This is a genomic window from Anoxybacillus sp. FSL W8-1294 (assembly GCF_037965005.1).
GTDB classification, from domain to species: domain Bacteria; phylum Bacillota; class Bacilli; order Bacillales; family Anoxybacillaceae; genus Anoxybacillus; species Anoxybacillus flavithermus_G.
In genome coordinates, this window is record NZ_CP150179.1 from 776199 (window position 1) to 800618 (window position 24420).

The window sequence follows — 24420 nt, forward strand, 5'->3', positions numbered from 1 at the left end:
TTCGCATCCGCCGAAGGATTTTTTTTGTTCTATTTTTTTGGACGGTTCGTATACATAGTAGTACAAACCGTATGAGGAGGGGAGTCCATGCGCCGTGCGTGGGTCATTGTAACAATGTTTATCTTTATGTTATCAGGATGTGGGCTATTTGGAGGTGAAAAAGCAACAAAGGAAATTGATCCACCGAAAGATGTGACGTATGTAGAAGATGAGAGGGCGCTGCAAGAGCAAGAAACGGCAGAAAAAGAAAAAGCGACAGAAACGGTTCAACGGGAATTGTATTTAATTGATAAAAACGGTTTTGTCGTTCCACAAACGTTTGCCTTGCCAAAAACGAACGCAGCTGCAAAACAAGTGCTCGAATATTTAGTAGAAAACGGTCCGATTTCACAGTTGCTTCCGAACGGATTCCGTGCGGTTCTCCCAGCTGACACACAAGTATTAAGCGTTAACTTAAAACAAGACGGCACGCTTGTCATTGATTTTTCGAAAGAATTTGCGAATTATCGTCCAGAAGATGAAAAGCGCATTTTACAAGCGATCACATGGACAGTGACGCAATTTGATAATGTGAAACGTGTAAAAATTCGTATGAACGGCCACGATCAAAATGTGATGCCGGTCAATGGAACGCCAATTAGCGAAGAACTAAGCAGAGATGACGGAATTAACATTGAAACAAACGGCGTTGTCGATATTACGAATACACATCCTGTCATTGTCTACTTTTTAGCACAAGAAGGTGAGCAAACGTATTATGTGCCGGTAACAAGACGCGTACCGAATAGCGAGCAAGATGAGTTAGCTGCAGTTGTGAAGGAACTTATTAAAGGGCCAAGTTACGGTTCTGGATTGTTAAGCGATTTTCAAGCAGATGCAAAATTGTTAGAAGCACCAAAATATGAAAATGGAAAAGTAACGTTAAACTTTAACGAAGCAATTTACGGTAGCGTTGAGAAAAATGTTGTATCGACACATGTCCTTAATTGTTTAGTCTTGTCATTAACAGAACAGCCAGGTGTGGAAAGCGTCGCAATTACAGTCAACGGAAAAGCAGAATTAGTTGATGAAAGTGGAAAACCGTTATCAGAACCGGTAACAAGACCGCAAAATGTGAACACAGGTAGTTTTTGAAACCAATTTTTTGCTATACTATATAAAGATTCATCGTCGAGAGGCAGCATCCCTGCCTCTTATTTCGTGATCATATATTGAGGAGGATTTTGTGTGAGAGTAGATGGTAGAACAAATGACGAACTTCGTCCTGTACATATTGAACCGAACTATTTAAAACATCCGGAAGGGTCTGTGCTTATTTCGATTGGTGATACGAAAGTGATTTGTACAGCAAGCATCGAAGATAAAGTCCCGCCGTTTATGCGTGGAGGGGGGAAAGGATGGATTACTGCGGAGTATGCGATGATTCCGCGCGCGACTGAACAACGAAATATTCGCGAAGCAAGTAAAGGAAAGTTATCAGGAAGAACGATGGAAATTCAACGATTAATCGGTCGTGCGCTTCGTTCTGTTGTTGATTTACAAAAGTTAGGTGAGAAAACCATTTGGATCGATTGTGATGTCATTCAAGCGGACGGTGGAACGCGTACCGCTTCAATAACCGGTGCATTCGTTGCAATGGCGTTAGCGCTCGGGAAAATGGTCGAAGACAAAAAGTTGCCGATGCTCCCTATTACAGACTTTTTAGCTGCCACATCTGTTGGCATTGATGAAGAACATGGCATTATTTTAGATTTAAACTATACGGAAGATTCGAAAGCGCATGTCGATATGAATATTGTCATGACTGGATCAGGTCGCTTTGTTGAAATTCAAGGAACAGGGGAAGAAGCAACATTTTCATACGAACAGTTGCTCGATTTACTAACTGTTGCTGAAAAGGGCATTTATGAACTTATCGCCTTGCAAAAAGAAGCGCTCGGGTCGCTCGCTGAACAAATTGTGCAAAACCGTTCGGAAGGAGAAGAAACGAAGTGAAACGAATAATTATCGCCACAAAAAACAAAGGGAAAATCGCTGAGTTTCAGCAACTGTTTGCCAAAAAGGGAGTCGAAATTCGTTCGCTTCTTGACTACGATGACGTGCCGGATGTTGAAGAAACAGGAAAGACGTTTGCAGAAAACGCGATATTGAAAGCGACGACAATAGCGAACATGTTTCATGAAACGGTCATTGCAGATGACTCAGGATTAATCGTTGACGCGCTAAACGGCGAGCCGGGCGTATACTCGGCTCGCTACGCCGGCGAAGGAAAAAATGATCAAGCAAACATTGAAAAAGTGCTGACAAAGTTACAAGGTGTGCCTTTTGAACAACGAACCGCCCGTTTTCATTGTACGCTCGCTGTTGCCAAACCAAACGGAGATGTGACGACAGTAGATGGCGTATGTGAAGGATATATAACAGAAGAACCGGTTGGTGAAAACGGTTTTGGGTACGATCCGATATTTTTCGTTCCAGAAAAACAACGGACAATGGCCCAATTGACGAAAGAAGAGAAAAATAAAATTAGCCATCGGGCAAAAGCGCTACAACATCTTTTGCATATATGGGACAAGCTGTTTGAAAAGGAGAATGAGTCGTGAACGTATTAATTGTAAGCGATAGCCACGGATTAACCAAAGAATTACAGACGATCGTTTCACGTCACAAACAACATGTTGATGCAATCATTCATTGCGGTGACTCTGAGTTAACAAGCGACCACGAAGCGTTGCAAGGCATGCTTGTTGTGCGAGGAAATTGCGACAACGAACGTCGTTTTCCAACCGATCTTGTTGAAGAAGTAAACGGCGTTCGCTTTTTCATTACACATGGTCATTTGTACAACGTCAAAATGACGCTCATGAATTTATATTATAAAGCGAAAGAAGTCGGGGCACGCATCGTTTGCTTCGGCCATTCCCATATTGCAGGGTGTGAACAAATCGATGACGTTCTTTTCATTAATCCAGGAAGCATTTTCTTACCGCGCATGCGTCGCGAAAAAACATACGCCATACTTCATATAGACGAAGCAACTACAACCGTACATTTTTACAATATCGACGGCAAACCGCTCCATGATTTAACAACGACATATACAACAAAATAGGGGCAAGAAAATTCCATCGCCCCTATTGACTTTTTTCATAAACATCATTACAATAACAATTGTCCAAACCACGATGATATGTTTGTGATATGTCTATATATGTCCCAGTAGCTCAGCTGGATAGAGCAACGGCCTTCTAAGCCGTCGGTCGGGAGTTCGAATCTCTCCTGGGACGTTGACGATCCTCTTGCATAGGCAAGGGGATTTTTATTTTTATATGTCATGGCTCAGCTGGATAGAGCACGTTTGAGCGTTCTTCGTTGAATACACATCAGCGTACCGCACGAACCGCATCTTGAGTAAACGAAACAGAGTGCGGGACGACAAAGCCTTCTAAGCCGTCGGTCGGGAGTTCGAATCTCTCCTGGGACGCTAAAGATCCTCTTGCATGGGCAAGGGGATTTTTATTTTACATGCTCAGCTGGATAGAGCACGTTTGAGCGTTCTTCGTTGAATACACATCAGCGTACCGCACGAACCGCATCTTGAGTAAACGAAACAGAGTGCGGGACGACAAAGCCTTCTAAGCCGTCGGTCGGGAGTTCGAATCTCTCCTGGGACGCTGACGATCCTCTTGCATAGGCAAGGGGATTTTTTTTGTTTAGTCAAAAAATGTTCAAATTTTTTATTTTCACTCTTTTCCTTGATGTATCAATTATGTAAACGGATACAAAACGTTTTAACTAATCGAAATAATCAAAAAATTCGATGAAATGGTATTGACTGTTCTCGTAAATGAGCGTATGATAATTTTCAAATAAATCTAACAAAAGTCGTAATCAACAGAAGAGGCAAGAGACGGCGAGCAGGGGAAGAGGGGAAAAGCATTGAGTGAACAGTGGATTTTTCTAAACGATGAATTTGTGACAAAAGAAAATGCAAAAATCTCTGTATACGATCACGGTTTTCTTTATGGGGATGGGGTGTTTGAAGGAATTCGAGTATATAGCGGTAATGTGTTTCGTATGAAAGAGCATATTGACCGTTTATACAATTCAGCGAAATCCATTTTGTTAAACATTCCGTACACAAAAGAAGAATTAACAAATATTATCGTCGAGACGGTGCAAAAAAACGGCTTTGAAGATGCGTATATTCGTGTCATTGTGTCGCGTGGTGTTGGCGACCTTGGACTCGATCCGTACAAATGTCCGAAGCCACAAGTTGTTGTTATCGTTGAACCGCTCGCGATCTTCCCAAAACATTTGTATGAAACAGGCATTGAAGTAATTACCGTAGCAACAAGACGGAATCGTCCAGATGTATTAAGCCCGAAAGTAAAATCTTTAAACTACTTAAATAACGTATTAGTCCGAATTGAAGCACACTTAGCAAACGTCAGCGAAGCGCTCATGCTCAATGACCAAGGATATGTGGCTGAAGGGTCAGCAGACAACGTGTTCATCGTTAAAAATGGCGTGTTATATACACCACCAGGATATGTCGGGGCGCTTGAAGGCATTACGCGCGATGCGATTATCGACATCGCTAAAGATCTCGGCTATGTCGTCAAAGAAGAGCCGTTTACTCGTCATGATGTGTACACAGCAGATGAAGTGTTTTTAACGGGAACCGCAGCAGAAGTGATTGCGGTCGTTAAGGTCGATGGTCGTGTTATCGGTGACGGAGTGCCAGGCGAACATACGAAACGACTGTTAGAAGAATTTCGCAAACGTGTTGTTTCTGAAGGTGTAAAAGTATATGCTTCACAAAATGTCAATGCTGGGTAACAAATCAATAAAGAAAAAGCGTTGAAGAGGATAAGTAGCTGACGGGTTAGGCATCCACAGAGAGCCGGGGTAGCTGAAAACCGGTGATGTCTCCGTTTGTGAACTCCCCTCGGAGCGCCGTCCTGAACGATCGACTCTAGTAGGGACGGACGGGTGCACGTCACTCGTTATTAAAACGAGCGATGCGACGATCGTCGCGCGCTCCTGAGGTGGCTTTGCCACGAAGAAGGGTGGTACCGCGGGAAGGATGCAAGCCTTTTCGCCCCTTTGGTCCGCACGGACTGATGGAGGGGTGAGAAGGCTTTTCTTATTTCACATTTCTTTTAGGGGTGAAAAAATGGCAGCGAATATGAAAGTGAAAGAAAGAGTGGCAAAAAAACAAACGTTATGTGGAGCACTTATGTTGATCGAGGCGCTCAAGGCAGAGAATGTGAAGGTGATTTTCGGTTATCCAGGAGGAGCTGTATTACCAATTTACGACAAATTGTATGAGTCGGGTGTGTTTCACGTGCTCACGCGTCACGAACAAGGTGCGATTCATGCGGCAGAAGGATATGCGCGCATCTCTGGAAAACCAGGTGTCGTTATTGCGACTTCGGGACCGGGTGCGACAAATATTGTGACAGGTTTAACGGATGCGATGATGGATTCTATCCCTCTCGTTGTTTTTACAGGGCAGGTAGCTTCTAGCGTCATTGGATCTGATGCCTTTCAAGAAGCGGATGTGCTCGGCATTACCATGCCAATTACAAAACATAGTTACCAAGTACGTGATGTACACGAGCTGCCAAAAATTATTAAAGAAGCGTTTCATATCGCAACGACTGGACGTCCGGGACCTGTATTAATCGACATTCCGAAAGATATGGCTGTCGCAGAAGCAGAGTTTGACTATGAACAAGAAGTCCAGTTGCCAGGTTATCAGCCAACTACAAAACCGAATCATTTACAAATTCGCAAGCTCGTTGAGGCGGTCAGTCAAGCGAAACGACCGGTCATTTTAGCCGGAGCAGGTGTTCTTCATGCGAATGCTCATGAACAGTTAAAACAATACGCTGAACAACAACATATTCCCGTGATCCATACGCTCTTAGGGCTTGGTGGATTTCCTGCTGATCATCCATTATTTCTTGGAATGGCGGGAATGCATGGGACGTACACAGCAAACATGGCGCTGTATGAATGTGATTTGCTCATTAATGTCGGCGCGCGATTTGATGATCGGGTTACTGGCAATTTAGCACATTTTGCACCGAAAGCGACAGTTGCTCATATCGATATCGACCCAGCGGAAATCGGAAAAAATGTACCGACAAAAATTCCAATTGTTGGCGATGCGAAAGAAGCGCTTATTCAGCTTATTGAACAAAATGGAAAACGACCAGATGTATCGGATTGGCTTAAACAGTTGAACGAATGGAAACGGGAATATCCGCTTATGTATAAACGTGAACCAGGTGTATTAAAACCGCAACGGCTCATTGAAATGATTCATGAATATACAAACGGTGAAGCCATTGTCACAACGGATGTCGGTCAACATCAAATGTGGGTGGCTCAATATTATAAATTTAAACAGCCGCATCGCTGGGTGACATCCGGTGGGTTAGGAACGATGGGATTTGGATTGCCAGCGGCAATCGGAGCGCAATTGGCACAGCCAGAGGCAACGGTCGTATCGATCGTTGGTGACGGTGGGTTCCAAATGACGTTACAAGAGCTATCTGTCATTCAAGAGCTAAATTTGCCGATTAAAATTGTCATTGTCAACAATCAGGCGCTCGGTATGGTTCGTCAATGGCAAGAAATTTTTTACGAAAAACGATATTCTCATTCCCTCATTCCGAATCAACCAGATTTCGTTCGCTTAGCAGAAGCGTATGGGATGAAAGCGATGCGTGCGACAACGGAGGAAGAGGCGGAATGCGTATTGAAAGAAGCATTTGCAACAAATGCGCCAGTTTTACTTGATTTTCACGTTTGTCCAGGTGAAAACGTATATCCGATGGTTGCGCCTGGAAAAGGATTACATGAGATGGTGGGGGTGAAATGGTGAAGCGCATTATTACAATGACGGTAAATAATCGTCCGGGCGTGTTAAATCGTATTACAGGTCTATTTACAAAGCGACATTACAACATTGAAAGTATTACAGTTGGTCATACCGAATCAGAAGGCATTTCACGTATGACGTTTGTCGTCAATGTAGAGGATGAACGCATTGCCGAACAAATTACAAAACAACTGAACAAACAGATTGACGTATTAAAAGTGGTTGATATTACAGATCAAGCGATTATTGTTCGAGAGCTTGCTTTAATTAAAGTGGCGGTTAACCCAGCGACGCGCGGCGAAATTTATACGCTTATTGAGCCGTTTCGTGCCGCAATTGTCGATGTAGCACGCGATAGTCTCGTCGTTCAAGTGACAGGTGAACCAGAAAAAATTGATGCGCTCATCGACTTATTAAAGCCATATGGATTAAAGGAAGTTGCAAGAACAGGAACAACGGCGTTTCCGCGCGGTTCGCAACGCGCATCATCAACAAATAAGTCACTATTTATTATTTAAAAGGAGAGGATTTTATTATGGTAAAAGTATACTACAATGGCGATGCAAACGAAGCTTATATTCAAGGAAAAAAAGTAGCAATTATCGGCTACGGTTCCCAAGGTCATGCCCATGCGCAAAATCTCCGTGATAGCGGTGTTGATGTCATCATTGGATTGCGAAAAGGGAAGTCATGGGAAAAAGCAGAGCAAGATGGCTTTGTCGTCTTGCCTGTCAGTGAAGCGACAAAACAAGCTGACGTTGTGATGATTTTACTTCCAGATGAACATCAACCGAAAGTATATAAAGAAGAAATTGCACCAAACTTGCAGTCTGGAAACGCGCTCGTGTTTGCGCACGGATTTAATATTCACTTCAATCAAATTGTTCCGCCGAGCGATGTGGATGTATTTTTAGTCGCGCCGAAAGGGCCTGGTCATTTAGTGCGTCGCACATATACGGAAGGGGCAGGTGTACCTGCATTGATCGCTGTATATCAAGATGTGAGCGGTGAAGCGAAAGAAACGGCGCTTGCGTATGCGAAAGCGATCGGTTCCGCTCGGGCAGGTGTGATTGAAACAACGTTTAAAGAAGAAACAGAAACGGATTTATTTGGTGAACAAGCGGTTCTTTGCGGTGGATTAACTGCCCTTGTCAAAGCAGGATTTGAGACGCTTGTTGAAGCAGGATATCAACCAGAGATTGCATATTTTGAATGTTTACACGAGTTAAAGCTGATCGTTGATTTAATGTATGAAGGTGGTTTGGCAGGCATGCGTTATTCAATCTCTGATACAGCACAATGGGGCGACTTTGTGACAGGGCCACGCATCATTAACGATGCAGTAAAAGTGGAAATGAAAAAAGTGCTTGAAGATATTCAAACAGGCAAGTTTGCGAAAGGGTGGATTTTAGAAAACCAAGCGAATCGTCCAGAGTTTAACGCGATCAACCGTCGGGAAAACGAACATTTAATTGAAGTTGTTGGGCGCGAATTACGAAAAATGATGCCGTTTGTCAACGCTAAACAGAAAGATGTGGTGACGGTCGGTGCGAAAAATTAACATTTTTGATACGACGTTGCGTGATGGTGAGCAGTCGGCTGGCGTCAATTTAAACTTGCATGAAAAGCTAGAAATTGCTCGGCAGCTAGAGCGCCTCGGTGTTGATATCATCGAGGCGGGATTTCCTGCCGCATCAAAAGGTGATTTTCAAGCTGTTCAAGCGATCGCACAAACGGTTCGTAACTGTTCAGTCACAGGTCTTTCACGCTCAGTTCAATCCGATATTGATGCGGCATGGGAAGCGTTAAAGGACGGAGCAGAGCCACGTTTACACGTATTTATTGCAACGTCACCTATTCATATGCAATATAAATTGCGAATGACACCCGAACAAGTCGTTGAAACAGCTGTCGAATCTGTTCGTTATGCGAAAAAATATTTTCCAATTGTACAATGGTCAGCAGAAGATGCATGTCGAAGCGATCTCCCGTTTCTAGCGACGATTGTTGAGAAAGTCATTGAAGCTGGGGCAAACGTCATTAACATCCCAGATACAGTCGGTTATATTACTCCAAAACAATATGGTGACATATTCTCTTTTTTAAAGGAAAATGTTCGGAATATTGAAAAAATTATCCTATCTGCTCATTGTCATGATGATTTAGGTATGGCTGTTGCGAATTCGCTTGCGGCCATTGAAGCAGGAGCGACGCAAATTGAAGGAACGATTAACGGCATTGGCGAACGGGCAGGAAACGCTGCGATTGAAGAAGTTGCGGTGGCACTTTATATTCGCAAAGACTACTATCAAGCAGAGACGCGCTTGAACTTGCAAGAAATTAAACGAACGAGCAATTTAGTAAGCAAGTTAACAGGAATGATTGTTCCGCCAAATAAGGCGATCGTCGGCAAAAACGCTTTTGCTCATGAATCAGGCATTCACCAAGATGGTGTTTTAAAAGAAAAAACAACGTACGAAATTATATCTCCGCAACTTGTCGGGGTGCAATCGAATTCGATGGTGCTCGGAAAACATTCGGGACGCCATGCGTTTCGTACGCGCATTCAAGAGCTTGGCTATTTATTGACAGAGGAAGAAGTCAATCGCTTATTTGTTCGTTTTAAAGATTTAGCAGATAAAAAGAAAGACATTACCGATGATGATTTAATTGCGCTTATTTTAGATGAAAAGCTAGATACGTATAAAAACTTTTATCAATTATGTTCCATTCAAGTACAATACGGCACAAATCAAATTCCGACGGCAGTTGTTGTATTAAAAGACGGAGAAGGAAACGACATTCAAGAGGCAGCGACAGGAGCAGGTAGCGTTGAAGCGCTATATAACGCTTTAGAAAAAGCGTTGCAATTGCCTGTGACGTTGCTTGATTATCGCATTGAATCCGTCGGAAGCGGACGGGATGCTTTAGCACAAGTATATGTCAAAGTATCGCTTGATGGCAAAGAAGCGAGCGGACGTGGAACAGCACAAGATGTGCTAGAAGCATCAGCAAAAGCATATATTCATGCAGTCAATCGCATGTTTGTCATCGAAAAAATGCGAGAAGAACAAGCGCTTGCTGCGCAATAACAAAGGGGGATTTTTTATGTATCGTATCGCTGTATTACCAGGGGATGGTATCGGAAAAGAAGTGACAAAGGGGGCAGTCAATGTTTTACAAGCAATTAGTGATCGTTTCGGTCATACGTTTCAGTTCTCATACGGTTTGATTGGTGGAGAAGCGATTGACCATGAAGGAACGCCGCTCCCAGAACAAACGCTTCACATGTGCAAACAAAGCGATGCGGTATTGCTCGGTGCGGTCGGGGGGCCGAAATGGGACAGCAATCCGCCGCACGTTCGTCCTGAAAAAGGATTATTGCAAATTCGGAAAGAAATGAATTTGTTTGCTAATGTTCGTCCTGTTACGTTTTATGAAAGTTTAGCAGCGTCTTCACCGCTTAAACCGCATGTCATTGAAGGAGCAGATTTTGTCATCGTTCGTGAGTTAACCGGAGGCCTATATTTCGGAAAACCGAGTGAGCGACGCATTGAAGAAGGCGAAGAAGCTGTTGTTGATACGTTGTTTTATAAACGAGCAGAAATCGAGCGCATCATTACGTTTGCCTTTACGCTTGCACAAAAGCGGAAGAAAAAAGTAACGTCTGTTGATAAAGCGAATGTGTTAGAGTCAAGCCGAATGTGGCGGGAAGTGGCTGAGCAAGTGGCTAAACGTTTTCCAGACGTTCAACTTGAACATATGCTTGTCGATAATGCTGCGATGCAGCTCATTCGCTCACCAAAACAGTTTGACGTCATTGTCACAGAAAATATGTTTGGTGATATTTTAAGCGATGAAGCATCGATGTTAACTGGATCGCTCGGCATGCTTCCATCGGCAAGCTTATCTGTTGACGGACCTGCATTATATGAACCGATTCATGGCTCTGCGCCAGATATTGCAGGAAAAAACAAAGCCAATCCGCTTGCAACGATTTTGTCAGCAGCGATGATGCTTCGTCTATCATTCGGTCTGACAGAAGAGGCGGATGTCATCGAACGAGCAGTCAAGCAAGTGTTAAATGCTGGGTATCGTACAGCAGACATCGCTCAACATGGAGATTTTGTATTATCAACGACAGAAATGGTCGAAAAAGTAAAAGATGCGATTTTAGATGATGTAGCGATTGAACGAATTATGCAAGTGTATGTGTAGGAGGGATTAAGGTGGCGCCAAAAACGATTATTGAAAAAATTTGGGATGAACACGTCGTTTATCGTGAAGATGGAAAGCCGGATTTATTATATATTGATTTACATCTCGTTCATGAAGTCACATCACCGCAAGCATTTGAAGGATTGCGTCAAAAAGGGAGAAAAGTGCGCCGCCCAGATTTAACGTTTGCCACGATGGACCATAACGTGCCAACGGTTAATCGTTTCGTCGTTGAAGATGAAATAGCGAAAAATCAAATGACGGCATTAGAGCGGAACTGTCGCGAGTTTGGCATTCCGCTTGCCGATTTAAATAGCCCCGAACAAGGCATTGTTCATGTTATCGGTCCAGAACTTGGATTGACGCAACCGGGTAAAACGATTGTGTGTGGGGATAGCCATACGTCGACACATGGCGCTTTTGGGGCATTAGCGTTCGGGATCGGAACGAGTGAAGTCGAACACGTATTAGCGACGCAAACGTTATGGCAACACCGTCCGAAGACGATGCAAGTTAACGTTACAGGTTCGTTAGCGCCGGGCGTATCAGCGAAAGACGTCATCTTAGCGATCATTGGCAAGTTTGGCGTAGATTTTGGCACAGGATACGTGCTTGAGTTTACGGGAGATGTCATTCGTCGCATGTCAATGGAAGAGCGGATGACGATTTGCAATATGTCGATTGAAGCAGGGGCGCGAGCTGGGTTAATTGCCCCAGATGATGTGACGTTTGCGTATTTACGCGGAAGAAAATACGCTCCAAAAGGAGAGGCGTTTGAACAGGCGGTTGAAAAGTGGAAACAATTACGTACGGATGAAGGGGCGGTATATGATCGTGTCGTTCATATTGATGGAAGTGAAATTGCTCCAATAGTGACATGGGGAACAACGCCAGCAATGAGCTCGCCAATTGATGGAACGGTCCCTTATCCAGAACAGTTTGCGACAGAAACGGAACAAAAAGCAGTGCAGTTAGCATTGCAATATATGGGGTTAAAGCCGGGAACAAAAATGACGGACATTGCGGTGCAACATGTGTTTATCGGATCATGTACGAACTCGCGCATAAGCGATTTACGGGAGGCAGCGCAAATTGTAAAAGGAAAAAAAGTCGCACCAGGCGTAAGAGCGCTTGTCGTTCCGGGCTCGCAACAAGTAAAAAAACAAGCGGAAGAAGAAGGGATCGCGCAAATTTTTATTGACGCAGGCTTTGAATGGCGTGATTCCGGCTGTAGCATGTGTCTTGGAATGAATCCAGATACCGTACCAGCAGGGGAACATTGTGCTTCAACGTCAAACCGCAATTTTGAAGGTCGACAAGGAAAAGGGGCGCGCACGCATCTCGTGAGTCCAGCGATGGCAGCCGCAGCTGCGATTTACGGGCATTTTGTCGATGTGCGTACATTGTATAAAGAAGTGGTAAGATAGGAGGGAAAAAGTTGGAACCATTCGTCGTTCATAAAGGAAAAGTGGCTGGCTTAGATCGAGCAAATATAGATACGGATCAAATTATTCCGAAACAATTTTTAAAACGAATTGAACGCACCGGATTTGGTCGATTTCTTTTTTACGATTGGCGCTATCTTCCAGACGGAACACCAAACCCGCATTTTGAGTTAAACCGTCCTGAAAACGAAGGAGCGACCATTTTAGTCGCAAACGAAAATTTCGGATGTGGCTCATCGCGCGAACACGCCCCTTGGGCACTTGCGGATTACGGGTTTCGTGCCATTATTGCTCCTTCATTTGCTGATATTTTTTACAACAACTGTTTGAAAAATAGTTTACTTCCTATTAAACTTCCAAAAGAAGACGTCGCTTATTTGTTAAAACAAGCGGAACGGTCAGATTACGAACTGACGATTTCGCTTGAACAACAAGTTGTTTTTGATGATGAAGGATTTACAAGCTCGTTCGACATCGATCCGTATCGAAAACAGCTCCTTTTAAAAGGCTGGGATGAAATTGATTTAACGTTCGTGTATGAACCATATATTATCGCCTACGAAAAAGCACGCTCTTGACATTTTGTCGAGGGCGTTTTTCGTTGAGTTTGTCCGCAAACATTGGTACACTTAAAGACAAATGTGAACGAAGGTGAGTATATGTGAAAAATCGAAAAATCGTTCCACATCCTCATTTAAAAGAGCGATTGTTGGCAGAAGGGATGGAAGCGTTAAAAGGAAAGCGATATAAAGAAGCGTATACGTATTTCGTGCAGTTAGAACAACTTCAATGGCATGATGATGATGTACAAATGGCGCTTGTTGTTTGTTTATTTGAAATGGGACAGATCGAAGAAGCGAAAGAAAGATGTGAACAACTGTTAGAGCGCGGCAGTGGGGATTGGTCCGTATACATCTCGATGCTCGTCCATTTACAACAATACGACGAGGTGGTTGCAGTTATTCACAAAATTCAACGAAAAGGAATCGATTGCACTCCATTTTTACCGCTTTTACAGTTTAGTGAAAAAATGATTCGTTCACAGTACGAACAACAAGCAAAACAATATGAAGCCATTTTTGAAAGCGAACAATGGTCAAAACAATTGCGCATTCTTCACCAATTAGATTCGCCCATCGTTTTGCGCATTGTTCCGATATTTGCTCGCTATTTGTGTGATGAAACAAAACACCCGATTGTAAAGACGACCATGTTGCACATATTAAAGAAAGAACAAGTGACAGAGCTGATAACCGTAAAAAAATTTGGTCAAACGATGACCGTTGCTCCAGTCGAGCTTGATGAGCAAAAACAAAACGATTGGATTGAACAAGCACTTGATATTGTCGAACAAACGTGGGCGAAACAAAATCCGACAATGTATGAATGGTGCAAACAAATATGGCTTCGTTACATGTTTGTGATGTATCCATTTCTCCCAACAGAATCGGTACAACAATGGGCGAATGCGCTATACACATATATCGAGCAATGTGAAACGGGACAGACGATATCGACAAGTCCGCTCGTTTCCAAACTTTATGAAGTAGAAAAATTATGGCTCTCTGTTGAAAGTATATGATTGTATGGTATAATATAGTGGTTGTATTACACATAAAACCGTGTATGCCTACATATATGTAGTTCATTTACATGAATTTTTATTTTTGAAGTTGGAGGGAAAGAAGCATGTCGGCGAAATGGGAAAAACTTGAAGGTAACCAAGGCGTTCTTACAGTAGAAGTAGACGCTGAAAAAGTGAATGAAGGATTAGATGAAGCGTTTAAAAAAGTAGTGAAAAAAGTACAAATTCCAGGATTTCGTAAAGGAAAAATTCCTCGCTCTCTATTTGAAAAACGTTTCGGCGTTGAGTCATTATACGCAGATGCGTTAGATATTTTATTGCCAGAGGCATACGCAAAAGCTGTCGAAGAAACAGGTATTGAGCCAGTTGATCGTCCAGAAATCGACGTCGAGCAAATAGAAAAAGGAAAAAGCTTAATTTTCACTGCAAAAGTAACTGTGAAGCCAGAAGTAACACTCGGTCAATATAAAGGTCTTGAAGTTGAAAAATTGGACGATACTGTAACAGACGAAGATGTGGAGCAAGAATTAAAACGCCTGCAAGAGCGCCACGCTGAGCTTGTTGTGAAAGAAGAAGGAACAGTAGAGAACGGGGATACAGTCGTCATCGATTTCGAAGGATTCGTTGATGGTGAACCGTTTGAAGGTGGAAAAGCAGAAAACTATTCGCTCGTCGTCGGATCAGGTACATTCATTCCTGGATTTGAAGAACAATTAATCGGCATGGCTGCTGGAGAAGAAAAAGATATTGAAGTAACATTCCCAGAAGAATATCATGCAGAGCAATTAGCTGGTAAACCAGCGGTGTTCAAAATTAAATTGCATGAAATTAAAACAAAACAACTTCCAGCACTTGACGACGAATTTGCCAAAGACGTAGATGAAGAAGTCGAAACATTAGATGCATTGAAAGAAAAAATTAAAGAGCGCTTAACAAACGAGAAAAAAGAAGAAGCAGAAGCAGCACTTCGCGATGCGGTTGTTCAAAAGGCGACAGAAAATGCACAAATGGACATTCCAGAAGTGATGGTGAAAAATGAAACAGATCGCATGATTCGCGAGTTTGAACAACGTTTACAAATGCAAGGATTAAACCTTGACTTATACTATCAATTCTCTGGACAAGATGAAGCAGCACTTCGCGAACAAATGAAAGAAGAAGCAGAAAAACGCGTTCGTGTAACGTTGACGCTTGAAGCGATTGTGAAAGCAGAAAACATCGATGTTACAGAAGAAGAGGTAGAAAAAGAATTGCAAGAAATGGCAAGTCTTTACAACTTATCTGTTGATCAGTTAAAAGAGCTTCTAGGCACATTAGATGGCTTAAAAGAAGACTTAAAAATGCGCAAAGCGATCGATTTCCTTGTTGAAAACAGCAAAGTTGTTGCATAATGAGAGGAGAAAGAACAAGGTGCCACACGTGCCTTGTTCTTTCCACATATAAATCACTATGGAAGTTTTCTAACTTTTCACGCACATTTGCATTTTTATTGGCATACTTTTAAAGATTTATGATAAAATGACGAATACATAACGTTTTTTCATTTTTATGTACATATGATCGTAAAGGAATAAGGGGTGAAAACATGTTTAAATTTAATGATGAAAAAGGGCAGTTAAAATGCTCGTTTTGCGGCAAAACGCAAGAACAAGTGCGCAAGCTTGTTGCTGGCCCAGGCGTATACATATGTGATGAATGTATTGAATTGTGTACTGAAATTGTGCAGGAGGAGCTTGGATCGGAAGAAGAAGTAGAATTTAAAGATGTACCGAAACCGAAGGAAATTCGCGAAATTTTAGATGAGTACGTCATCGGACAAGATGAGGCAAAAAAAGCGCTTTCTGTGGCAGTGTACAACCATTACAAACGCATTAATTCAAACAGTAAAATTGACGATGTTGAATTAGCGAAAAGTAATATTTTAATGATCGGGCCGACAGGAAGTGGAAAAACGTTGCTCGCTCAAACGCTTGCACGCATCTTAAATGTGCCATTTGCGATCGCTGATGCGACATCGCTAACAGAAGCCGGGTATGTCGGTGAAGACGTTGAAAACATTTTGTTGAAACTCATTCAAGCTGCAGATTATGATATTGAGCGAGCAGAAAAAGGAATTATTTACATCGATGAAATTGACAAAATTGCGCGGAAATCAGAAAACCCTTCCATTACGCGCGACGTATCTGGTGAAGGGGTACAGCAAGCATTATTAAAAATTTTAGAAGGTACTATTGCGAGTGTGCCGCCACAAGGGGGGCGCAAGCATCCGCACCAAGAATTCATTCAAATTGACACGACAAACATTTTATTCATTTGCGGTGGGGCGTTTGACGGTTTAGAGCCAATTATTAAACGCCGCCTCGGTAAAAAAGTGATCGGATTTAGTTCGGATGCACAAACGGAAGTTGAAGAAAAGGACTTGTTGTCGAAAGTGTTGCCAGAAGACTTATTAAAATTCGGATTAATTCCAGAATTTGTTGGACGTCTTCCGGTCATTACGAGCTTGCAACCGCTCGATGAAGATGCGCTTGTTGATATTTTAGTCAAGCCGAAAAATGCGCTTGTGAAGCAATATGAAAAAATGCTTGAGCTTGACGATGTTGAACTTGAATTTGAAGAAGAGGCACTTCGTGAAATCGCGAGACGTGCGATTGAACGAAAAACAGGAGCGCGTGGCTTACGTTCCATTATTGAAGGCATTATGCTTGATGTTATGTTTGAATTGCCATCACGTGAAGATGTGAAAAAATGTGTCATTACTGCACAAACGGTACGCGGAGAAAAAGCGCCGCTTCTCATTTTACACGATGGAACGATTATCGAATACGAAAGAAAAACATCTGCGTAAATGGAAAAAGATCGATTTTCCGAATCGGAAAGTCGATCTTTTTTTGTTTATTTCTTTCCTCGCTCGGAGATACTATGCATACAGTACATATGCAGGAGGAACGGCCGTCAACTACCCCCACTTAGCTAACGCTTGAAGTGAGGGCTTGCAACTCCCCAGAAGTGCAAACGGACTTCTTCCTCCTTCCTTGACTTGGGGTTGCATCAGGGGCAGGTTGACGACTACCCAACGACGCAGGTCATGCCTGCATCGTTACCGATTCTCTCGGTGTGTCTGTTGGCAGTACTTGGCTTCCACACACAACAGACGGACCTACGCTCGATGTTTTACGGTTACAACGTTTCCTGTAACCAACTCCATACATCGAGTAGCAGTTATTGGAGTGCCTTTATTGAACGGTTTTCTCCACGCCTTTATTATATCATACACAAAAGAAAGGGGGAACGCGCATTCCTCTCCCACTTACTCCCTTTGGTCGTTGAAGTGGGAGTCTCCTGCGCGAAATAGGATGAATTGGACAAATATTGCGCTGCTTATTCAGTTGTTTTTCGGGATCATTATCGGTCTATATTTTTTAAACTTATTAAAAAGTCAACGGACGCAAAAAATTTCGATTGACAAAGAAGCACGAAAAGAGATGGAACAACTTCGGAAAATGCGTTCGATTTCGCTCACGGAGCCGCTTGCTGAAAAAGTGCGTCCAAAGACGTTTGATGATATTGTTGGTCAAGAAGATGGCATAAAAGCATTAAAAGCTGCATTATGTGGACCGAATCCGCAACACGTCATCATTTACGGGCCACCAGGTGTTGGAAAAACAGCGGCCGCTCGTCTCGTGTTAGAAGAAGCGAAAAAAAATCCTCTGTCCCCTTTTCGAAAAGATGCGGTATTCGTTGAGTTAGATGCGACGACTGCCCGCTTTGATGAACGCGGCATTGCGGATCCGCTCATCGGTTCTGTGCATGATCCGATTTATCAAGGGGCGGGTGCAATGGGACAAGCCGGCATCCCGCAACCGAAGCAAGGGGCAGTGACGAACGCCCACGGTGGCATATTATTTATTGATGAAATTGGTGAATTGCACCCTATTCAAATGAACAAGCTATTAAAAGTGTTAGAGGACCGAAAAGTATTTTTCGAAAGCGCATATTATAGCGAAGAAAATCCGAACATTCCAAACCACATTCATGACATTTTCAAAAACGGCCTGCCTGCTGATTTTCGGCTCGTTGGTGCAACAACGCGAACGCCAAACGAAATACCGCCAGCCATTCGCTCGCGATGTATGGAAGTCTTTTTCAGAGAGCTAGAACAAGAAGAAATTGCTCAAATTGTGAAAAAGGCAGCAGAAAAAGTAAACCTCCCGATTGAAGAACAAGCGGTAAATGAGCTAGCGATGTACGCGCGCAACGGAAGGGAAGCGGTCAATACGTTGCAAATCGCGGCGGGAATCGTCATTTCTGAGAAACGTTCTAAAATTTTACGCCAAGATATTGAATGGGTTATTCAATCAAGTCAATTATCGCCACGCTATGAGAAAAAAGTGGGACAAGAAGCGAAAATTGGATTAGTGAATGGATTAGCAGTTTATGGCCCAAATAGCGGAGCGTTGCTAGAGATCGAAGTAGCGGTGTTGCCGACAAAAGAAAAAGGGACGATCAATATGACGGGCATTGTCGAAGAAGAACAAATTGGTGGCCAGGGCAAGTCGATTCGTCGCAAAAGTATGGCGCGCGGCTCAATTGAAAATGTCATTACTGTTTTACGTTCACTTGGTGTGCCTGCAGATCAATATGATATTCATGTAAACTTTCCAGGTGGTGTTCCAATTGACGGCCCTTCTGCTGGTGTAGCGATGGCGATTGGGATTTACTCTGCGATTTATCGCTTACCTGTTCATCCAACAATAGCAATGACGGGAGAAATTGGTGTACATGGCAACGTGAAGCCAGTTGGGGGTATTTTTCCAAAAGTGAAGGCAGCGAAACAAGCTGGTGCAAAAACGGTTATCATTCCACGGGAGAATATGCAGTCAATTTTAAGGCAAGTAACGGGCATTGAAATTGTTCCAGTTGACCATATTGGCGATGTTCTTTCTTTCTTATTTCACGAACACGTTCGTTCTGTTCCGATGCGTCATCATTTACCAAAAACAGAGCGGATGTGAAAGCGATCGGCTTCAACGGAGCGTTGAAGTCGATTTTTTACGATGAAAGATTTTACAAACTCTATAATGTACTATACAATAGGGCAATAGAAGTATGATGGAGGTGCGGGTTGTGGCGAGAAAGAAAAATAAAGTGATTCCACTCTTGCCGTTAAGAGGATTACTTGTGTTCCCGACGACAGTATTGCATTTAGATGTTGGACGGGAAAAATCCGTGCAGGCGTTAGAAAAAGCGATGGTTGAAGACAATCTCGTGTTATTAACGTCGCAAAAAGACGTACAAATTGATGATCCGGAACTTGAAGATTTATATGATATGGGGACGGTTGCGCGGGTGAAGCAATTATTGAAGTTGCCGAACGGGACATTTCGTGTGCTCGTTGAAGGAATATCGCGCGGAAAAGTATTAAAATGGGTAAGTGAAGATCCTTGCTATGTCGTGCAAATTGAACAGTTTACCGACAATGAAAAGGACGATATGGAACTTGAAGCATTGCGCCGTACGATGCTTGAATATTTTGAGCAATACATAAAACTATCGAAAAAGTTGTCTGCAGATATTTATACATCTGTCATGGACATTCAGCAAGCGGGACGAATGGCGGATATTATCGCTTCCCATTTGCCGTTAAAGCTTGAAGAAAAACAACGATTGCTTGAAGCGGTCGATGTGAAAGAGCGTGTGCATCAAATCATTCAAATTCTTCATAATGAAAAAGAAATTTTACATTTAGAGAAACGAATTAGCCAGCGCGTGAAACAGTCGATGGAGCGGACGCAAAAAGAATATTATTTACGCGAGCAAATGAAGGCCATTCAAAAAGAGCTCGGCGAAAAAGAAGGAAAAGCTGGCGAGATTGAGTTGTTGCGTGAAAAAATTGAACAAGCAGGAATGCCTGAGCATGTTAAAGCTACGGCGTTAAAAGAATTAGATCGCTATGAAAAAGTACCTGCTGCTTCGGCAGAAAGCGGGGTCATTCGCAACTATTTGGATTGGTTGCTTGCCTTGCCATGGACGAAACAAACAGAAGATATTCACGATATTCACCGTGCAGAAAAAATTTTAAACGAAGAACATTACGGGCTCGAAACGGTAAAAGAGCGCGTTCTTGAATATTTAGCTGTGCAACAACTGACGAACTCGTTGCGAGGTCCAATTCTTTGTTTAGTTGGCCCGCCGGGAGTTGGAAAAACATCGCTCGCTCGTTCGATTGCAAAAACGTTAAATCGACATTTCGTTCGTATTTCGCTCGGTGGGGTGCGAGATGAATCGGAAATTCGTGGACATCGCCGCACGTACGTCGGGGCTTTACCGGGACGCATTATTCAAGGAATGAAAAAAGCAGGAACGATCAATCCTGTATTTTTGCTTGATGAAATTGATAAAATGTCAAGCGATTTTCGCGGTGACCCTTCTGCTGCACTATTGGAAGTGTTAGATCCAGAACAAAACCATTCCTTTAGCGATCATTATATTGAGGAGCCATATGACTTATCTAAAGTGATGTTTATTGCGACAGCGAATACGCTCGCGACAATTCCGCGTCCGCTGCTCGATCGAATGGAAGTTATCACGATTCCGAGTTATACAGAAATTGAAAAATTGCACATTGCAAAAGAACATTTATTACCGAAACAAATGGAAGCACACGGTTTGCAAAAGCGCATGCTTCATATGCGCGATGATGCGATCATGCAAGTGATTCGCTATTATACACGCGAAGCAGGTGTGCGCAACTTAGAGCGCCAACTTGCATCGATTTGTCGCAAAGCCGCAAAAACGATCGTGTCAGAAGGACGAAAGCGCATCGTAGTCACAGAAAAAAATGTAAGTGAATTTTTAGGAAAACCGAAATATCATTACGGACAGGCAGAGAATGAAGATCAAGTCGGGGTAGCGACAGGTCTTGCATATACTACAGCTGGTGGAGATACGCTAGCGATTGAAGTGTCCATTGCTCCTGGAAAAGGAAAACTGACGTTGACGGGTCAATTAGGCGATGTGATGAAAGAATCTGCTCAGGCAGCATTTACATACATTCGCTCGAAAGCAAAAGAACTCGGCATTGATCCGGAGTTTCATGAAAAACTAGATATTCATATTCATGTGCCAGAAGGAGCAGTACCAAAAGACGGTCCATCAGCAGGGATTACGATGGCGACAGCACTTATTTCTGCATTGACGGGAAAACCAGTCAGTCGCTTTGTCGGCATGACAGGGGAAATTACATTGCGCGGTCGTGTGCTTGCGATTGGTGGTGTGAAAGAAAAAGTGTTAAGCGCCCATCGCGCCGGATTAAAGAAAGTCATTTTACCGAAAGAAAACGAAAAAGATTTAGAAGATATTCCAGAGGTTGTAAAAAAACAATTGCAGTTTGTTCTCGTTTCACATATTGATGATGTACTTGAACATGCTTTGGTAGGTGGAGAAAAATGAAAATTACAAACGTAGAAATGGTCATTAGCGCTGTGAAGCAAGAACAATATCCAGCAGGCCAGCTCCCAGAGTTTGCGCTTGCTGGGCGCTCAAACGTCGGAAAATCGTCGTTTATTAATAAAATGATTAACCGAAAAAATTTTGCGCGCACTTCGTCAAAACCTGGAAAGACACAAACATTGAACTTTTATCGCATTAACGATGCGTTTTATTTTGTTGACGTGCCGGGATATGGATTTGCGAAAGTATCAAAAACAGAACGCGAAGCATGGGGGAAAATGATTGAAACGTATTTTACGACACGTGAACAGCTGAAGGCAGCGTTGTTGATCGTTGATTTGCGTCATCCCCCAACGAAAGATGATGTGATGATGTATGAGTTTTTAAAACATTACAACATTCCGACGCTCGTCATCGCAACGAAAGCGGATAAAATTCCACGCGGGAAATGGCAACAACATGAGAAAGTCGCCAAAGAAACATTGCGTCTCGTTCCAGATGACGAACTTATTATTTTTTCGGCTGAAACAGGACAAGGGAAAGATGAAGCGTGGGGAGCATTGCAAAAATGGATGTAAAAAATGTGGGTGATTGACCCACATTTTTTGTATAGTTAGCCTTTTTTTATGAATAATAAGTACAATCCGATCAAAATGAACGACAATGGCCAAATATGAATGAGTGAATCAAACGTTACGGATGTAAACACTTGTTGAAGCCGATGTGAAAATAAAAAAATGATCGACAAAACAAAAAGTAAAACGGTAGGAAGCAATGCTTGTTTCGTTTTTATGTACTGTAGCAACAATCCGAGCGCGATAATAAAGGTGACCATGCTTATATGATCCGGCCATGATGAAAGGCGCGAAGCGAGATGAAAATGAACGCCAATTCCTGTGAACACAACACCGGATAAAATAGCGGAGTAGTCTTTTCCGATGTACGCTTGACCTAAAAAAGCGATTCCGGTAATGAACAACAACGTTGGCCACGTATGGAAAGATGGAAAAAGTGAAAATCGCTCAAGTAAAAAATACATCCCAAAACCGATTAAGATGATGCCAGAAAAAATACCACGTTTTTTCATTGAAAATCCCCCAATTCCATGCGACACTTAAAACAGCATCTGTTCCTAGTTTACTAAATGCGCGCCATTTAAGAAAGATCGAAAGTTGTCAAATTGTATTCACACTTTATAAGGAAAAAACAATGTAGACGTGCTATAATGAAATGAGATGACTTTAAACTTCGGGGTCAACAACCCAATGACTAAAGTCATGGGCTTGTAAGCCCCATGTTGACCAGACCAAGGCTTGAAACAGAGCCTACGTTATAGATGTCATGACACGTTCGGGTGCTTCTCCAGCCCGTTCCTCTGTCGTGCAAGGTTAAACAAGCGTGGTGGGTAGCGCTAGTGTCTTGCACATAACAAGCATCTATAACATGGTCGAGGAGAATATGACCTGCTTTATGCAGAGGAAAGGGGAGAACCCTATGGTTTTTGTGTTAGACACAAACAAACGTCCGCTTGCTCCTTGTCACGAAGCAGTTGCAAGAAAGCTGTTGAAACAAGGGAAGGCGGCGATTTACAGGCGATTTCCATTTACCATCATCTTGAAAAAATCAGTAGACGAATCAGAAATTAAAGCAACATATCGGCTAAAAATCGACTATGGAAGCAGGCATACAGGATTAGCGATTTTGCGAGGACAAGAAGTGGTATGGTTAGGGCAACTTGACCATCGCACAGACATCAAGGAAAGAATAGATAAAAGGCGTGCTTTTCGTCGAGCAAGACGAAATCGAAAAACAAGATACAGAAAACCACGCTTTCTGAACCGCAAGCGAAAGGAGGGGTGGTTGCCGTCATCACTAGAGAGTCGCGTGCAAAATATCCAAACATGGGTTAACCGCCTAAAGAAGTTATGCCCCATTGGGTATATATCATACGAAAATGCCAAATTCGACACGCAACTCATGCGAAATCCTGAAATCAATGGTGTAGAGTATCAACAAGGCACGCTACAAGGATATGAAGTACGGGAGTATTTGCTTGAAAAGTTTGGGCGGAAGTGTTGTTATTGCGGAAAAGAAAATGTTCCACTTGAAGTGGAGCATATCATTCCAAAATCGAGAGGTGGAACAGACCGAGTGGATAACCTATGTCTTGCCTGTCATGACTGTAATCAGCGCAAAGGAAGTAAGACAGCAGAAGAATTCGGGTATCCGCACATTCAAAAGCAAGTCAAAGAAACATTAAAGGATACAAGTGCTATCAACTCGACAAGATGGAAAGCGTATGAAGTGTTAAAGCAGACAGGATTAGATGTCGAGTGTGGAACAGGTGCACGAACAAAAATGAATCGTATTCGTTTAGACTTGCCGAAAACACATTATTTTGACGCTTGTTGTGTAGGCGAAAGCACAACAAATCACTTATATTTCAAAACAAAAGAAGTGTTATTTATCAAGGCAAAAGGGCGTGGTAGTCGCTCTCGTACAAACCTAGATAGATATGGCTTCCCAAGAGGTTATCTTGCAAGACAAAAATTCTTCTTTGGTTTTCAAACAGGGGACATGGTTAAGGCTGTTGTCCCAAGAGGGAAATATCAAGGCGTTTGGTTTGGCGAAGTCGCATGTAGAAAGACTGGAAGTTTCGATATTAAAGGCAAGGACGGAAAGCGTATCGCACAAGGAATAAATTATAGATATGTCCAAGTCATTCAGCGATTTGACGGATATGCTTATGGAAAGGGGGTGGCGGAACTTGCGTAAGGTGCAATTCCTCCCCGTGCCTAAAGGCAGGGGCTTCCTTGCGTAAGTTT

The 24420-nt window shown here is 42.8% G+C and carries 20 protein-coding genes, 1 tRNA gene and 1 other annotated feature; of the genes, 20 read left to right on the forward strand and 1 reads right to left on the reverse strand.

Annotated elements, in window-relative coordinates:
- Nucleotides 1-87 precede the first annotated feature (87 nt).
- From NSQ23_RS04115 to yihA, 19 genes are all read left to right on the forward strand, one after another.
- Nucleotides 88-1134, forward strand: a complete 1047-nt coding sequence (locus tag NSQ23_RS04115) for a GerMN domain-containing protein (protein ID WP_339173160.1) — start codon at nucleotides 88-90, stop codon at nucleotides 1132-1134.
- Nucleotides 1135-1227: 93 nt separating this feature from the next.
- Nucleotides 1228-1995, forward strand: coding sequence for a ribonuclease PH (gene rph, locus NSQ23_RS04120; RefSeq protein WP_339173163.1), 768 nt, complete (start codon nucleotides 1228-1230; stop codon nucleotides 1993-1995).
- Nucleotides 1992-2603, forward strand: a complete 612-nt coding sequence (locus tag NSQ23_RS04125; protein ID WP_339173166.1) for an XTP/dITP diphosphatase — start codon at nucleotides 1992-1994, stop codon at nucleotides 2601-2603. Before rph ends, NSQ23_RS04125 begins: the two co-directional genes overlap by 4 nt.
- The gene (locus tag NSQ23_RS04130) at nucleotides 2600-3112 is read left to right on the forward strand and encodes a metallophosphoesterase (protein WP_339173168.1); all 513 of its coding nucleotides are present in this window, start codon (nucleotides 2600-2602) and stop codon (nucleotides 3110-3112) included. Before NSQ23_RS04125 ends, NSQ23_RS04130 begins: the two co-directional genes overlap by 4 nt.
- Before the next feature lie 101 nt (nucleotides 3113-3213).
- Nucleotides 3214-3287: transfer RNA gene (locus NSQ23_RS04135), tRNA-Arg, on the forward strand.
- Nucleotides 3288-3939: 652 nt separating this feature from the next.
- Nucleotides 3940-4842, forward strand: a complete 903-nt coding sequence (gene ilvE, locus NSQ23_RS04140; RefSeq protein WP_004889176.1) for a branched-chain-amino-acid transaminase — start codon at nucleotides 3940-3942, stop codon at nucleotides 4840-4842.
- A 12-nt stretch (nucleotides 4843-4854) separates the two neighbouring features.
- Nucleotides 4855-5112, forward strand: a binding site (T-box leader).
- 67 nt (nucleotides 5113-5179) lie between these two features.
- On the forward strand, nucleotides 5180-6898 hold the full coding sequence (gene ilvB / locus NSQ23_RS04145; RefSeq protein ID WP_339173170.1) for an acetolactate synthase large subunit: 1719 nt from the start codon (nucleotides 5180-5182) through the stop codon (nucleotides 6896-6898).
- Nucleotides 6895-7413: an acetolactate synthase small subunit gene (ilvN, locus tag NSQ23_RS04150; protein WP_339173173.1), complete on the forward strand. Its 519-nt coding sequence runs from the start codon at nucleotides 6895-6897 to the stop codon at nucleotides 7411-7413. The genes ilvB and ilvN overlap by 4 nt, the downstream gene beginning before the upstream one ends.
- A 17-nt stretch (nucleotides 7414-7430) precedes the next feature.
- The gene (gene ilvC, locus NSQ23_RS04155) at nucleotides 7431-8456 is read left to right on the forward strand and encodes a ketol-acid reductoisomerase (protein ID WP_339173176.1); all 1026 of its coding nucleotides are present in this window, start codon (nucleotides 7431-7433) and stop codon (nucleotides 8454-8456) included.
- Complete coding sequence (locus NSQ23_RS04160; RefSeq protein ID WP_339173178.1) at nucleotides 8443-9987, forward strand: 2-isopropylmalate synthase; 1545 nt, start codon at nucleotides 8443-8445, stop codon at nucleotides 9985-9987. The genes ilvC and NSQ23_RS04160 overlap by 14 nt, the downstream gene beginning before the upstream one ends.
- Nucleotides 9988-10003: 16 nt before the next feature.
- The gene (gene leuB / locus NSQ23_RS04165) at nucleotides 10004-11113 is read left to right on the forward strand and encodes a 3-isopropylmalate dehydrogenase (RefSeq protein ID WP_339173182.1); all 1110 of its coding nucleotides are present in this window, start codon (nucleotides 10004-10006) and stop codon (nucleotides 11111-11113) included.
- Between the two features lie 11 nt (nucleotides 11114-11124).
- Nucleotides 11125-12540 (forward strand): 3-isopropylmalate dehydratase large subunit, encoded by a 1416-nt coding sequence (gene leuC, locus NSQ23_RS04170; RefSeq protein WP_339173185.1) that lies wholly within the window; start codon nucleotides 11125-11127, stop codon nucleotides 12538-12540.
- 11 nt (nucleotides 12541-12551) lie between these two features.
- Nucleotides 12552-13136 carry a 3-isopropylmalate dehydratase small subunit gene (gene leuD / locus NSQ23_RS04175; RefSeq protein WP_339173187.1) on the forward strand — a complete coding sequence of 195 codons (585 nt, stop codon included), beginning with the start codon at nucleotides 12552-12554 and terminating at the stop codon, nucleotides 13134-13136.
- A gap of 83 nt (nucleotides 13137-13219) precedes the next feature.
- On the forward strand, nucleotides 13220-14140 hold the full coding sequence (locus NSQ23_RS04180; protein ID WP_339173188.1) for a DUF3196 family protein: 921 nt from the start codon (nucleotides 13220-13222) through the stop codon (nucleotides 14138-14140).
- Nucleotides 14141-14247: 107 nt separating this feature from the next.
- Entirely contained in the window at nucleotides 14248-15534 is a 1287-nt protein-coding gene (gene tig / locus NSQ23_RS04185; RefSeq protein ID WP_004889189.1) for a trigger factor, read from the forward strand.
- Nucleotides 15535-15728: 194 nt separating this feature from the next.
- Entirely contained in the window at nucleotides 15729-16991 is a 1263-nt protein-coding gene (gene clpX, locus NSQ23_RS04190) for an ATP-dependent protease ATP-binding subunit ClpX (RefSeq protein WP_339173190.1), read from the forward strand.
- A gap of 508 nt (nucleotides 16992-17499) precedes the next feature.
- Nucleotides 17500-19158, forward strand: coding sequence for an ATP-dependent protease LonB (gene lonB / locus NSQ23_RS04195; protein ID WP_339173192.1), 1659 nt, complete (start codon nucleotides 17500-17502; stop codon nucleotides 19156-19158).
- A gap of 97 nt (nucleotides 19159-19255) precedes the next feature.
- Nucleotides 19256-21595, forward strand: coding sequence for an endopeptidase La (lon, locus tag NSQ23_RS04200; RefSeq protein ID WP_192948206.1), 2340 nt, complete (start codon nucleotides 19256-19258; stop codon nucleotides 21593-21595).
- Nucleotides 21592-22173: a ribosome biogenesis GTP-binding protein YihA/YsxC gene (yihA, locus tag NSQ23_RS04205; protein WP_339173195.1), complete on the forward strand. Its 582-nt coding sequence runs from the start codon at nucleotides 21592-21594 to the stop codon at nucleotides 22171-22173. Before lon ends, yihA begins: the two co-directional genes overlap by 4 nt.
- Nucleotides 22174-22208: 35 nt before the next feature.
- On the opposite strand, the gene NSQ23_RS04210 is transcribed toward yihA, so the two are convergent.
- On the reverse strand, nucleotides 22209-22682 hold the full coding sequence (locus NSQ23_RS04210; RefSeq protein WP_035018485.1) for a DUF5668 domain-containing protein: 474 nt from the start codon (nucleotides 22680-22682) through the stop codon (nucleotides 22209-22211).
- Between the two features lie 407 nt (nucleotides 22683-23089).
- On the opposite strand from NSQ23_RS04210, the gene iscB reads away from it, so the two are divergent.
- Nucleotides 23090-24370 (forward strand): RNA-guided endonuclease IscB, encoded by a 1281-nt coding sequence (gene iscB, locus NSQ23_RS04215; RefSeq protein ID WP_096226206.1) that lies wholly within the window; start codon nucleotides 23090-23092, stop codon nucleotides 24368-24370.
- The last annotated feature ends 50 nt before the right edge of the window (nucleotides 24371-24420 follow it).

Excerpts from the sequence above, each read along its gene's own strand:
- NSQ23_RS04115 (WP_339173160.1), top strand. The coding sequence starts at position 88 with ATGCGCCGTGCGTGGGTCATTGTAACAATGTTTATCTTTATGTTATCA.
- ilvB (WP_339173170.1), top strand. The coding sequence starts at position 5,180 with ATGGCAGCGAATATGAAAGTGAAAGAAAGAGTGGCAAAAAAACAAACG.
- ilvC (WP_339173176.1), top strand. The coding sequence starts at position 7,431 with ATGGTAAAAGTATACTACAATGGCGATGCAAACGAAGCTTATATTCAA.
- leuB (WP_339173182.1), top strand. The coding sequence starts at position 10,004 with ATGTATCGTATCGCTGTATTACCAGGGGATGGTATCGGAAAAGAAGTG.
- tig (WP_004889189.1), top strand. The coding sequence starts at position 14,248 with ATGTCGGCGAAATGGGAAAAACTTGAAGGTAACCAAGGCGTTCTTACA.
- clpX (WP_339173190.1), top strand. The coding sequence starts at position 15,729 with ATGTTTAAATTTAATGATGAAAAAGGGCAGTTAAAATGCTCGTTTTGC.
- lonB (WP_339173192.1), top strand. The coding sequence starts at position 17,500 with ATGAATTGGACAAATATTGCGCTGCTTATTCAGTTGTTTTTCGGGATC.
- lon (WP_192948206.1), top strand. The coding sequence starts at position 19,256 with ATGGAGGTGCGGGTTGTGGCGAGAAAGAAAAATAAAGTGATTCCACTC.
- yihA (WP_339173195.1), top strand. The coding sequence starts at position 21,592 with ATGAAAATTACAAACGTAGAAATGGTCATTAGCGCTGTGAAGCAAGAA.
- NSQ23_RS04210 (WP_035018485.1), bottom strand. The coding sequence starts at position 22,682 with ATGAAAAAACGTGGTATTTTTTCTGGCATCATCTTAATCGGTTTTGGG.
- iscB (WP_096226206.1), top strand. The coding sequence starts at position 23,090 with ATGGTTTTTGTGTTAGACACAAACAAACGTCCGCTTGCTCCTTGTCAC.